Origin of the sequence: Tissierella simiarum (assembly GCF_018917865.1) — a bacterium.
GTDB classification, from domain to species: Bacteria; Bacillota; Clostridia; order Tissierellales; family Tissierellaceae; genus Tissierella_C; species Tissierella_C simiarum.
In genome coordinates, this window is sequence record NZ_JAHLPM010000004.1 from 133,975 (window position 1) to 146,090 (window position 12,116).

Below are 12,116 nucleotides of genomic sequence, written 5' to 3' on the forward strand. Positions count from 1 at the left end.
AAGATCACCTCTTGAAGAAATTCTACAAATTAGCATAAAATCCTCTTTTAAAAAAATATTTTACTTATAATTGTAAGCAATCCTACAATCCATAAGTAATAGGAAAAATAGTGAAGTTTATTCTTCTTCAAAACTTTTACCAATATTTTAATTGAAAAAATACCAACTATAGTTGAAAGTAACATTCCAATAAGTAATGGCATGGTAAAGGATACTTCACTACCACTTTTTATCACTTTAACTATACCTAATAATCCAGCTCCAAAAGTAGCAGGTAAGGCTAGTAAAAAAGAATATTCAGTAGCTAAGGATCTGTTTAATCCTCTCATTAAAGCTGCAACTATTGTAGAACCTGATCTAGATATTCCTGGGATTATTGCAATACCTTGAAAGGTTCCAATAACTATTGAGTCTAAAAAAGTCATATTTTTTATATTTTTATTTTCATCAGCTTTATTTTCAGCGATCCATAACAATACACCTGTTATTAGAAAAGCTATTCCTATAGGCAAAACTGATGAATAAAGTTTTTCAAAAAAATCTTCAAAAAGCAACCCAATAATGGCTGTTGGTATACTACCTACAATAATCAACAATCCTAATTTTTGATATGTATTAAGAGGTTTAACTTTTTTATTTTTGATAATGTTGCCAATTAATTTAAAAAACTCTACTACTATTTTTACTACATCATTAAAATAAACGATTATTATGGATATTAAGGTGCCGAAGTGAAGCATCTCTGTAAAGAATAAATTTCCTTCTTTTATGTTAAAAAAATGTTGTAATAGGACTAAATGTCCTGAACTACTGATAGGTAAAAATTCAGCTATACCTTGAAATATTCCTAAAATAATTGCTTGAATTAAAGTCAAGACAACCCCCCCTTATAAAATATGTGCTCCTGTTATTATAGCACAATTTAAATTCTTATACTATTTCTATTTATCTGGTATAAGTTCATGAAGTTTTTTCAATGCTTTATTAAAACCTCCTACTTCATTAATAAGACCGTATTCTACTGCTTCTTTACCAATTAATATAGTTCCGACATCATTGGCTAATTCATCTGTGGCATACATTAATTCAAGTAAAGATTTTTTATCTATATCCGAAGTTCTCAATATAAAATCAATAATTCTTTGCTGCATCTTTTGGAAATATCTAAAGGTTTGAGGTACTCCTATAACTAATCCTGTTGTTCTTATAGGATGGATAGTCATAGTAGCCGTAGGAACAATAAAAGAATAATCTGTGGAAGTAGCCAGAGGTACTCCTATACTATGACCTCCTCCTAGAACTAAAGATACCTTTGGCTTAGTCACACTGTTAATCATTTCTGAAAGGGCTAACCCCGCTTCTACATCACCACCAACTGTATTTAATATTATAAATATACCCTTAATTTTTGGATCCTGCTCAGCAGCTATTAACATAGGAATAATATGTTCATATTTAGTAGTTTTTTTATCCGAAGGGGATAAAGTGTGTCCTTCCACTTCACCTATAATAGTTAAAAACTGAATATCATTTTTAAATTCAGGAGTATTAGGCGTTCCCATTTCTTTAATACTCTCTAAGCTCTCTTTTTCTTCTATGTTTTTCGTATTTTCTATATCTTCTTTAATATTCATCGTTTACCTCCTTATTTATAAGCGTTTATCAATTATAGTCTTTACTATTTTATCGATAATATGCTAAGGAAGTAATTTAAATAGCATAATTACAAATTGTAATATTCATTTATTTTCTTAAAAAACACATAAAAACAAAGCAGTACAAAAATAGTACAAATCAGCATTTAAGATTAGTTACACAAAATACTTTAAACAGCATCAAATTTATAAATTTATTTTTAACGAATTTTTTATGTCAAATAAGGAATAAAACAAAGCATGTCCAGAAAAGGAAACTGTCTGGATAATGCAGTTATGGAGAACTTTTTTGGTTTATTAAAATCAGAATTACTATATTTACAAGAATTCGAGGATATAGAGCATTTTAAAAAAGAATTAATAGATTATATTGAATGGTACAATAAATATAGAATTAAAAGCAAACTAAAAGGACTAAGTCCTATTCAGTATAGAACTCAATCCTTAATAGTAAGTTAATTTATCCGTCCAACTTTTGGGGGTCAGATCAAAACAGTCTCTTTTCATAACCTACTAATTTTATATGTCTAATAGTTCCACTTCCACTTAATCTCAATCTTCCTTTATATGTTCCTAATTCTATTATTTCCTCATTTTCATCTAATCCAAAAGTATTAGATGCATTGTCTATTTTACTATTATCATTATACACCTTATTCATAGCATTATTACCACGTCCAATCAATAAACTAATTATCATAATTACAATAATTATCAAAGTACAAACTAACATTTATTTTAATAGATAGAAAGGTCTACACCGTATAAGCCGCATTTTAGCTTTCTCACCACCGATTGTGATGCAGCATTATCCCATGAAGTACTATAGGTCGGTATTCTATTCATTTCATAAATAGCTGCTGCCCAAGCCGCAACAACCTCAGCAGCATATCCTTTTCCACGAAAATCGGGTAAAGTTTCTACCTCTGCCTCATGGCATTCATTAGTAATACGTGAACGGAAACATATAGACACCGCATTTCCATTCACGACTTTAGCAAAACAAGGTTCCCAAAGCTGTAATTCTGATAACATATAATCAAAGCTATTTTTTAAAAGATTCACATTATCCTGCGTTATTTTAATAACATCTGTAGAAAATATTATTCCACTTGTCAATCTGTATGCAGGACCTTCATAAATCTTCTGAATTTCTTTATGTTCCTGAAGGATTTCTTTAATTTCCTTTAAAAGGACTATACTTCTCGTATAGTCAACAAATCTATTTCTTTATTTTTTTGTTCTGCTTCTATTTAAGAAAATTAAAGTGCAAATAATAGAGAAAGACGATAAAATTAAAACTTTAACAAATTCTGAACTTAACAATCTATTAAATAAAATAACTAATAAAAAGTACTATATAGCTACATTAATAGCAGAGAAGGCGGATTTTAGATTAGAGGAGATATTAAGGCTAACCTAGGGTGATATAGACTTCAGAAATAACCGATGTCCTCTAATACGATATTAGAACTTAAAAAATATAAAAAAGAAAACCCTACAGATATAAATAATAGGGTTCTACTTAACAAGGATTCTTTTAGCATGAGTGCTAGAATATCTGAATACCATAAAAAATTAAGATATGATATTCTGTACACGATTTTAGGCATACTTATGAACAATATTAATAGCAAACAAAAATGATTTTAAAACAGTTGCTAAGCTCTTAGAACATGATGTAAAAATGACAATAAATACTTTTCTCACGTTGCTAATGATATGCTAGAAAAATCATCAATAACAATCGAAAATATTTTTTAATTATTATTTTAGAAATTTTTAACGTTTTAAAAATCAGCATTAAAAAATATAAACTTTAAAGTATTAAGCCTAATTCCAAATCACAATTATGCTAAGATTCTTCATATAACTTAAATTCATCATGAATTAAATTTAAACTTGACTCTAAATCTTTTTGATTAATAAGACACCAAATCGAATCATGAGAAGCAGATATTTGAAAGATTTCTATTTTGTTATGATAAAATACATCCAATATCCTTAACAAAGCCTCTGGATTATCACATAGATTTTTACCAACAATACTTATTTTACTACAGTCTGGAATGATTTCATAATCTAAACTATTATTATCTAGGATTTTTTTCAGCCTTTTACTATTATTAATATTTACATTAAAAACAAAAGTATTCTTGGATAAATCAAAAAAATCTAATGAGATTTTCTCTTTAACTATTTCTTCTAAAGTTTCTTTTACTTTATTAATATTATTATTAAGGATTTTTACTTGAACTCTATTTTGTTGATAAGTTAAAGAACTTACTAACCTTTTTCTAAGACTTTCTTCTTTCTTTTTGCAGCTAGAACTGTTAAAAGCTTTTAAAATAGTTCCATCGCTATTGGTAAAAGTATTTTTAATAACTATAGGTATATTATTTTCTAATGCAATTTCAATAGCTTTAGGATGGATTATTTTAGCTCCTTCTTTTGCAAGCTGATATACTTCATAAAAACTCATAGTTTTTAATAACCTAGCCTTAGGAATCATGTTTGGATCTCCAGTCATAACTCCATCTACATCAGTAAATATTTCTACCTTTTCACAGTTAATAGCTCTACCCAAAGCTACAGCACTAATATCACTTCCGCCTCTACCTAAAGTTGTAATTTCCATATCATTAGTACCACCTTGAAATCCTGCAACAATATTTATATTTCCTCTCTCTAAGCTCTCTATAAGAGAGGTAGGATTTATTTCTAAAATACTTGCTTCTCCAAAATTATTGTCTGTTAGTATACCTGCCTGAATTCCAGTAAAGACACAAGTATTATAACCTCTCTCTTTAATTTCATTTGACAGTAATACAGATGATACTATTTCTCCACATGAAATTAAAAGATCAATGTCTCTTTTATCTAATATCTCTTGATTTATTAAATCTAAAAAGGTATCGGTGGCATAAGGATCTCCTTTTCTTCCAATAGCTGATACTACGACTACTATCCCATAGCCTTCATTATATTTTTCTATAATTTTTTCAATAGCCATTTTTCTACTTTCTTTTGTTGCCACAGAAGAACCTCCAAACTTTTGAACTATAATCTTCATTAGGTACATCACCTCTGAAAAATAATCTTAGTCCATAATATGAGTTTGGAGGTATGTTGTGATAGTATTAATCTTAATACATATCTAATTCTACTATGATCATATCATTACCAATTTTTCTAATTGTGTGCCAAGGGATTTCAATTCCTTCACTTTCCCCACCAAACAATCTACTAATCTGTATCCTTCTTTCAGGGACCAATAAAGTCAATATTCTTCCAGATATTTCATCAATAATAATATCTGAATCTGCAATAATCCCTAATCTGCCACCATCGTTTAAGTTAACTATTTCTTTTCCTCCTAATTCACTTAGTCTCATATAATCACCTCATTTTTCTTATAGTTAATTATTAAATTATATGAAATTAGTTAGAAATTATGAGTTATCATTTATGATAAGATTTTTTATGATATTAAATTCCTGTATGCCCAAAACCACCTATTCCTCTATGTGTATCATCTAAAAAATCAACTTCTTCAAAATCTACTTTCTCGTATTTCATAAATACTAGTTGAGCAATTCTATCTCCTTGGTTTATAATGAAATTTTCTTTTCCTAAATTTATTAGAATTATTTTAATTTCTCCCCTATAGTCACTATCTATAGTTCCTATACCATTAGCTAATGTTATTCCATGCTTTAAAGCAAGACCACTTCTTCCTCTTATTTGCCCCTCATAACCTTTCGGTATAGAAAGAAATATACCTGTAGGAACTAAAACCCTATCTAAAGGTTTTAGTTCAATAGGTTCTTTTATACTTGCCTGTAGGTCTAATCCCGCAGAACCATTGGTCTCATATTTTGGTAAGGAGAATGAACTCTCATTAATTATTTTCACTTTCATATTTATCACCTCAATTAAATAATATATCCTTTATTTGCTTTTCTACTTTTTCACTATTTTCCAAATCTCCTACATAAGCAATATTAAATTTATTTTTATCAAATATTTGTTTAACTATCTTTTCCACATCTTCTATAGTTACTCTATTTATTTGATCTAATACTTCTTCTGGAGATTGAACCTTGTTTAACATTAAAAGTGACTTACCGATTTCAAACATCCTGCTGAATGTACCTTCCATACCTAATATATAATTTCCCTTTAACTGTTCTTTTGACTTAATAAGTTCATCCTTTGATATTAAATTCTTTTTTATATATTTAATATCTTCATCAATTAGCTTTACTACATTAACCATTTGCTCAGAATTTAATCCTGCATATATAGTAAAAGTTCCAATATCCTCATAAGATGAAGGATGAGAATAAACCGAATAAGCAAGACCCCTATCTTCTCTAATTTTTTGAAATAGTCTTGAACTCATGCTTCCGCCAAAGATATTATTCATTACTAACAAAGGATACATATCATCAGAACCTCTTTCAACACCTTCCATACCTAAACAAAAATTTAACTGTTCTATATCTTTCTCTAATCCTTTTATATTTTGAATAAATCTAAAATTAGATTTATTTTTAATAGAACCTTTTTTTCTTTCTTTATTAAAACTTCCAAAATATTGATTTAATAATTTTATAGTATGTTTAATATCTAAATTACCCACTAAGGAAATTACAATATTCTCTGGGGTGTAATTTTCATAAAAATAATCTAATAAAACATCTTTTCTAAATCTATCTATTGTTTCTTCTGTTCCTAAAATAGGGTAAGCTAAAGAAGTGTTTTCAAACATTATTTCATTCAATAAATCATATACCAAGTCTTCTGGAGAATCGAGATACATACTAACCTCTTCCATAACTACGCCTTTTTCTTTTTCAATATCTTCTTCTAGAAATAAAGAATTATTAAGCATATCCCCTAAAACATCGATAGCTATAGAAAGATGATTATCCAATACTTGTGCATAATAACAAGTATATTCTTTTCCTGTAAATGCGTTTAATTGACCTCCTATATTATCTATAGCTTCTGCAATCTCTTTAGCATTTCTATTCTTAGTGCCTTTAAATAACATATGTTCAATAAAATGAGAAATTCCATTTATGTGCTTGTCCTCTTTTATGGATCCATTTCCTATAATTACTCCAATAGAGACAGAGTTGACATAGGTAATATTCTCCATGACAACTCTAATGCCATTATCCAATCTATTAAATACGTACATTCTGTCCTCCTAAGTTCTAATTATTTTGTATTACATCACTTATTGTACCAATTTTATATCCTTTTTTAAATAAGAAATTTATAATATCTGGTAAAGCCTTTACAGTTTCTTCTGTTGGATGCATTAAAACTATGGCAGAGTTATGTACCTTTTCAGTAACTCTATTAACAATTATATCCTTAGTACTGTCTTTTCTCCAATCTATTGTATCTATACTCCACATAATAACCTGATATCCTAAATCTTTAGCAGCTTTAACTGTACTATCATTATAGGCACCTGAAGGTGGTGCAAAATATTTAACATCTTCCTTAATTACATCTTTAATAGCATTATGACCTTTTATAATTTCTTCTTTATTTCTTTCATAATCTAATTTATCATAATCTATATGTTTATAACCATGATTTCCTATTTCATGACCTTTATCATAAATTTGCTTCAATATATCATTGTTTCCCTCTGTCCATTTTCCTGTAACAAAATAAGTAATTTTTATGTTTTCTTTCTCAAATAACTCTAGCATCTTTGGTATATATTCATTTCCCCAATCTACATTACATGCAAAAGCAATAATTTTATCATCTACATTTCCCTGATAATATACATCTGTATTAAAAGTTTCTTCTGCCTTATTATATAATACTAAAAACACAGAAACCACCAATATAATAGCTAGTATTGCTAATAATGTAGTTACTGTTCTTTTGTTTAGAACTAATATTTTCATATACATCCCTCCAAATATACTCTATTTATATATATATTCAAAGGAACTAAATTTATACAAAAAATTAAAAACATGAACCAATTTTGGGTTCATGCATTAATTTAAATTTATTCTTCTGATTTTGGCTCTTCTGGCAATACTGCTTTTCTTGATAAGTTTATTCTGCCTTGATTATCTATATCTATTACTTTAACTAAGACTTCATCACCAATAGATAAAACATCTTCTACCTTATTAACTCTCTCTCTAGCAATATTAGATATATGCACTAATCCTTCCTTGCCATTTAAGACTTCAACAAAAGCTCCAAAGTTTGTAATACGAGTAACTTTACCTAAATATATATCTCCAACTTCAACTTCTTTAACAATCTTTGTAATCATATCTATAGCTTTCTGTCCGTTGTCAGGATTATCAGCCGCTATGGAAACTTTTCCTTTTTCATCTATATCTATTTTTACACCAGTTTCATCAATAATTTTATTAATAACCTTTCCACCAGGTCCAATAATATCTCTAATTTTATCTGGATTAACTTGCATTGTATATATTCTTGGCGCATAAGGTGATAGTTCTTCTCTAGGTGTAGAAATAGTTTCAGACATCTTATTTAAAATGAATAGTCTTCCTTCTCTTGCTCTTTCTAAAGCTTCCTGTAAAATAGGTTTATTTATACCAGATATTTTTATATCCATCTGAATAGCAGTTATACCTTTTTCAGTACCAGCAACTTTGAAGTCCATATCTCCTAGGTGATCTTCCATTCCTTGAATATCTGTTAAAATAGCTACCCTATCTTCACCTTCAGCCTTAATAAGCCCCATAGCTACTCCTGCTACAGGAGATTTAATAGGTACACCTGCATCAAGTAATGCTAAAGTACTTCCGCAAACACTTGCTTGAGATGAAGAACCATTAGAACTTAAAACTTCAGATACCAATCTTATAGTGTATGGAAATACATCATCACTAGGTATCACAGGTTCCAATGCTCTTTCTGCTAATGCCCCGTGCCCAATTTCTCTTCTACCAGGTCCTCTTAATACTCTAGTGTCTCCAACTGAATATGGAGGAAAATTATAATGATGCATATATCTCTTTGATTCTTCTTCACCAATACCATCAATTATCTGAACATCACCAGATGCACCTAAAGTTGCAACAGTTAATACTTGAGTTTGACCTCTAGTAAACAAGCCTGATCCATGAGTTCTAGGAAGCAATCCTACTTCGCAAGTAATTGGTCTAATTTCATTAACCTTTCTATTATCAGGTCTTATTCCTTCTTCTAATATGAGCCTTCTTACTTCTTCTTTGATTATATATTCTATTGCTGTATTGATATCTTTTTCCATATCAGGATATTCTTCCAAAAATAATTCTTCTATTTCTACCCTTACATTTTCTAAATTTTCTTCTCTTGCTTGTTTTTCTACAGTATTTATTGCAGTAATAATTTTTTCCGTTCCATATTCTCTGACTTTTGCTTCAATTTCTTCATTAGCTTTAAATACTGTATATTCCTGCTTCTCTTTTCCAACCTCTTTAACTATTTTTTCTACAAAATCACATATTTTCTTTATTTCTTCATGAGCACACATAATAGCTTCCAACATAACAGACTCAGAAATTTCGTTAGCACCTGCTTCTACCATCATAATAGCATCCTTTGTTCCCGATACCACTAGATGAATCTCTGACTTTTCTCTTTCTTGGCTGTTTGGGTTTATAATAAAATTCCCATCAATTAAACCAACTAATACTGAGCCTGTTGGTCCATTAAAAGGAATATCAGAAATTGATAATGCTACTGAAGAACCAATCATTGCTGTTATTTCTGGTGAACAATCTGGATCTCCAGATAAAACAGTCGCTATGACTTGTACGTCATTTCTATAGCCATCTGGAAATAAAGGTCTAATTGGTCTATCAATAAGTCTAGATGTTAGAATCGCTTTTTCACTAGGTCTTCCTTCTCTTTTAATAAAACCACCTGGTATTTTGCCTACTGAATATAATTTTTCCTCGTAATCAACACTCAATGGGAAAAAATCTATTCCATCTCTTGGCTGTTTTGATGCTGTCGCAGTTACTAAAACCACAGTATCTCCATATTGGATTAGACAGGAACCACTAGCTTGCTCTGCTACTTTTCCCGTAGTTACAGTAAGGTTTCTACCAGCAAGTTTATACTGGAATTTTTTTTCCATGCAATACCTCCTTATTTTTTATATATAATACTTATTATATCCTATTTTAAATTAAAAACACTAGAATAAATCAATAGAGCGGGATTACCCCGCTCTTATTAACCTCTGATTCCTAATTTTTCAATTAAAGAACGATATCTTTCAATATCATTGTTTTCTAAATATTTTAAAAGACCTCTTCTTTGTCCTACCATCTTAAGTAACCCTCTTCTGGAATGATGGTCTTTCTTATGAGCTTTTAAATGCTCATTTACCAAATTGATTCTATAAGTTAAAAGTGCAATTTGAACTTCTGGTGAACCTGTATCACCTTCATGTAATTTGTACTCTTCAATAATTTGATTCTTTTGTTCTTTAGTTAAAGACATCTAAATACACCTCCTATTAATTTTAAATACACCATTAGCTAAGTAAACCGCCGAGGATACGGCTAAACGTAGCAAAAGGTAATCTTTATCATTACCATTTTAACACAATAAATTTAAAATGTAAATATTAATATGTTTTTTTTGCCAACTCTATATCTTTATTAATTTGATAAATCAATTCATCTTTGTTGGTAAATTTAATGTCTTCTCTAATATAATCTATAAGTTCTATTTCCAACTTTTTCCCATATATGTTGTCAGAAAACTCTAGTATATGACTTTCAATTTTTAATATATCCTCATTAAAAGTTGGATTATATCCTATATTTGTAACACTTAAATATTTACATCCATCAATTATAGTATTTGTTTTATATACCCCTGTTTTAGGAAGTACATAATTATCTATAGGATCTATATTTGCAGTAGGAAATCCTAACTTGTTTCCTCTGTTTTTACCTGAAATTACAGTTCCGATTAATGTATAGTCTCTTCCAAGCATGTTGTTTGCTTCTCTGATACGTCCTTCAGAAATAAGGTTTCTAATAGTAGTGCTACTAACTATTTGGTCATTCTCATAAACTGGCCTAACTACTTCAACTTGAAAATTAAACTTGTTTCCCAACTCTTTCAAATAATCTGCATTACCAGAAGCCTTATATCCAAATCTATAATCAAAACCAACTACTAAAAGCTTTGCCTTTATTCTATCTAGAAGAATATTCTTCACAAATTCTTCTCCAGATAATTTCATAACTTCCTCATTAAAATCCATTGTATAAATTAAATTTACTCCTAAATCTTTAGCAATTTTAAGCTTTTGATCATTATTTGTTATTACTTTAGGCCTATTATGATCAATAACAGTTTTAGTATGATTTCTAAACAACAAAAGGGAATTATTTAAGCTTAACTCTTTAGATCTCTCTACCATAGTTTTAATTAATTGTTGATGACCTATATGAATTCCATCAAAGTTTCCTAAGGCAACAGCCGTATTAAATCTATTTTCTTCATATTTTGATATATCTATAGTTTCCATATATACCACCCTATATTAATACTTTATCCATCTTTAAGTATTGTTCATTATCCTTATTTATTATTCTTCCAATTCCAATGAATTTATCTTTACAATACACTCGCAATAAACTACTGTTCTTATTCTCATCATTATAATTAACAGGCAGGTGAACTCCATTGACTATCTTTGAAAAAAATGAATCAGGAACATTTATAGTACTAAAATGAGTTAAAGCTTTATCCATTGGAGTTATAAAACTTTTAATATTATCTTTATCTAGAGAGACTATGTAATCAACACTAAGAGCGTCCTCAATTTTAAAATTACCAACACCTACTCTAAGCAGATATGACATATATCCATAGGTATTTAAAGTTCTGCCTATATCATTACATAAAGTTCTTACATAGGTACCCCTAGAACATTTAGTATAAAATAGAATCTTTTTATTATCTTCAATATTCATAACTTTAATATCATAAATATTTATGCTTCTAGGTTCTCTTTCTATAATTTTGCCTTCCCTAGCTAATTCATAAAGCTTTTTACCTTTATATTTTAAAGCAGAGTACATTGGTGGAACTTGGCTTATAGTTCCCGTAAATTTGGAAAAGGTTTCAATTATCTCTTGTTCATTTACCTTAATAGAAGAAGTATTAATTACTCTTCCTTCTTCATCTTGTGTATCAGTCTCTAAACCAAGAGTAAGTTCTCCAATATACTCCTTATCTACATCAAGCAAGTATTCACTTATTCTAGTCCCCTTTCCAATACACAGAGGCAATACACCTGCTGCATTAGGATCCAAAGTCCCAGTATGACCAATTCTTCTAGTCCCTAAAATTCTTCTCATAATACTTACTGCATCATGAGAAGTCATACCTTTTGGTTTAAATAAATTTATTACTCCATCCATATAA

At 29.1% G+C, this 12,116-nt stretch carries 14 protein-coding genes and 1 pseudogene; 2 read left to right on the forward strand and 13 right to left on the reverse strand.

What is annotated here, in order from left to right; translation table 11 throughout:
- Positions 1-47 precede the first annotated feature (47 nt).
- Positions 48-875 carry an undecaprenyl-diphosphatase UppP gene (gene uppP, locus KQI42_RS06495; protein WP_216517957.1) on the reverse strand — a complete coding sequence of 276 codons (828 nt, stop codon included), beginning with the start codon at positions 873-875 and terminating at the stop codon, positions 48-50.
- Between the two features lie 66 nt (positions 876-941).
- Positions 942-1,634: a ClpP family protease gene (locus KQI42_RS06500; RefSeq protein WP_216517959.1), complete on the reverse strand. Its 693-nt coding sequence runs from the start codon at positions 1,632-1,634 to the stop codon at positions 942-944.
- 246 nt (positions 1,635-1,880) lie between these two features.
- Between KQI42_RS06500 and KQI42_RS06505 the strand changes: the two are divergent.
- Positions 1,881-2,114, forward strand: a pseudogene (locus tag KQI42_RS06505) (transposase); the annotation flags it as partial.
- 28 nt (positions 2,115-2,142) lie between these two features.
- Here the strand turns inward: KQI42_RS06505 and KQI42_RS06510 are convergent.
- Together KQI42_RS06510 and KQI42_RS06515 are read right to left on the reverse strand one after the other, a co-directional pair.
- Positions 2,143-2,355 carry a hypothetical protein gene (locus KQI42_RS06510; RefSeq protein ID WP_216517961.1) on the reverse strand — a complete coding sequence of 71 codons (213 nt, stop codon included), beginning with the start codon at positions 2,353-2,355 and terminating at the stop codon, positions 2,143-2,145.
- Between the two features lie 38 nt (positions 2,356-2,393).
- Positions 2,394-2,645 (reverse strand): GNAT family N-acetyltransferase, encoded by a 252-nt coding sequence (locus KQI42_RS06515; RefSeq protein ID WP_216517963.1) that lies wholly within the window; start codon positions 2,643-2,645, stop codon positions 2,394-2,396.
- Between the two features lie 277 nt (positions 2,646-2,922).
- On the opposite strand from KQI42_RS06515, the gene KQI42_RS06520 reads away from it, so the two are divergent.
- The gene (locus KQI42_RS06520) at positions 2,923-3,078 is read left to right on the forward strand and encodes a hypothetical protein (RefSeq protein WP_216517965.1); all 156 of its coding nucleotides are present in this window, start codon (positions 2,923-2,925) and stop codon (positions 3,076-3,078) included.
- Between the two features lie 432 nt (positions 3,079-3,510).
- Here the strand turns inward: KQI42_RS06520 and dapG are convergent, their stop codons facing one another.
- The 9 genes from dapG to truB form a co-directional block, all read right to left on the reverse strand.
- Positions 3,511-4,737, reverse strand: coding sequence for an aspartate kinase (gene dapG / locus KQI42_RS06525; RefSeq protein WP_343231664.1), 1,227 nt, complete (start codon positions 4,735-4,737; stop codon positions 3,511-3,513).
- A 64-nt stretch (positions 4,738-4,801) separates the two neighbouring features.
- Positions 4,802-5,050, reverse strand: a complete 249-nt coding sequence (locus KQI42_RS06530) for a YlmC/YmxH family sporulation protein (protein WP_216517969.1) — start codon at positions 5,048-5,050, stop codon at positions 4,802-4,804.
- Between the two features lie 94 nt (positions 5,051-5,144).
- Positions 5,145-5,576: a dUTP diphosphatase gene (gene dut / locus KQI42_RS06535; RefSeq protein ID WP_216517971.1), complete on the reverse strand. Its 432-nt coding sequence runs from the start codon at positions 5,574-5,576 to the stop codon at positions 5,145-5,147.
- A gap of 10 nt (positions 5,577-5,586) precedes the next feature.
- Positions 5,587-6,864 (reverse strand): M16 family metallopeptidase, encoded by a 1,278-nt coding sequence (locus tag KQI42_RS06540; RefSeq protein WP_216517973.1) that lies wholly within the window; start codon positions 6,862-6,864, stop codon positions 5,587-5,589.
- Positions 6,865-6,880: 16 nt separating this feature from the next.
- Complete coding sequence (locus tag KQI42_RS06545) at positions 6,881-7,594, reverse strand: polysaccharide deacetylase family protein (RefSeq protein ID WP_216517975.1); 714 nt, start codon at positions 7,592-7,594, stop codon at positions 6,881-6,883.
- 107 nt (positions 7,595-7,701) lie between these two features.
- A complete protein-coding gene (gene pnp, locus KQI42_RS06550) occupies positions 7,702-9,804 on the reverse strand; it encodes a polyribonucleotide nucleotidyltransferase (protein WP_216517977.1) in 2,103 nt (700 codons plus the stop codon).
- A 98-nt stretch (positions 9,805-9,902) separates the two neighbouring features.
- Positions 9,903-10,172: a 30S ribosomal protein S15 gene (gene rpsO / locus KQI42_RS06555; protein WP_216517979.1), complete on the reverse strand. Its 270-nt coding sequence runs from the start codon at positions 10,170-10,172 to the stop codon at positions 9,903-9,905.
- A 127-nt stretch (positions 10,173-10,299) separates the two neighbouring features.
- Complete coding sequence (locus tag KQI42_RS06560) at positions 10,300-11,214, reverse strand: bifunctional riboflavin kinase/FAD synthetase (RefSeq protein WP_216517981.1); 915 nt, start codon at positions 11,212-11,214, stop codon at positions 10,300-10,302.
- 10 nt (positions 11,215-11,224) lie between these two features.
- Positions 11,225-12,112, reverse strand: coding sequence for a tRNA pseudouridine(55) synthase TruB (gene truB / locus KQI42_RS06565; protein WP_216517983.1), 888 nt, complete (start codon positions 12,110-12,112; stop codon positions 11,225-11,227).
- Positions 12,113-12,116 lie beyond the last annotated feature (4 nt).

Excerpts from the sequence above, each read along its gene's own strand:
- KQI42_RS06540 (WP_216517973.1), bottom strand. The coding sequence starts at position 6,864 with ATGTACGTATTTAATAGATTGGATAATGGCATTAGAGTTGTCATGGAG.
- KQI42_RS06510 (WP_216517961.1), bottom strand. The coding sequence starts at position 2,355 with ATGATAATTAGTTTATTGATTGGACGTGGTAATAATGCTATGAATAAG.
- rpsO (WP_216517979.1), bottom strand. The coding sequence starts at position 10,172 with ATGTCTTTAACTAAAGAACAAAAGAATCAAATTATTGAAGAGTACAAA.
- dapG (WP_343231664.1), bottom strand. The coding sequence starts at position 4,737 with ATGTACCTAATGAAGATTATAGTTCAAAAGTTTGGAGGTTCTTCTGTG.
- dut (WP_216517971.1), bottom strand. The coding sequence starts at position 5,576 with ATGAAAGTGAAAATAATTAATGAGAGTTCATTCTCCTTACCAAAATAT.
- KQI42_RS06545 (WP_216517975.1), bottom strand. The coding sequence starts at position 7,594 with ATGAAAATATTAGTTCTAAACAAAAGAACAGTAACTACATTATTAGCA.
- KQI42_RS06530 (WP_216517969.1), bottom strand. The coding sequence starts at position 5,050 with ATGAGACTAAGTGAATTAGGAGGAAAAGAAATAGTTAACTTAAACGAT.
- pnp (WP_216517977.1), bottom strand. The coding sequence starts at position 9,804 with ATGGAAAAAAAATTCCAGTATAAACTTGCTGGTAGAAACCTTACTGTA.
- KQI42_RS06500 (WP_216517959.1), bottom strand. The coding sequence starts at position 1,634 with ATGAATATTAAAGAAGATATAGAAAATACGAAAAACATAGAAGAAAAA.
- truB (WP_216517983.1), bottom strand. The coding sequence starts at position 12,112 with ATGGATGGAGTAATAAATTTATTTAAACCAAAAGGTATGACTTCTCAT.
- KQI42_RS06560 (WP_216517981.1), bottom strand. The coding sequence starts at position 11,214 with ATGGAAACTATAGATATATCAAAATATGAAGAAAATAGATTTAATACG.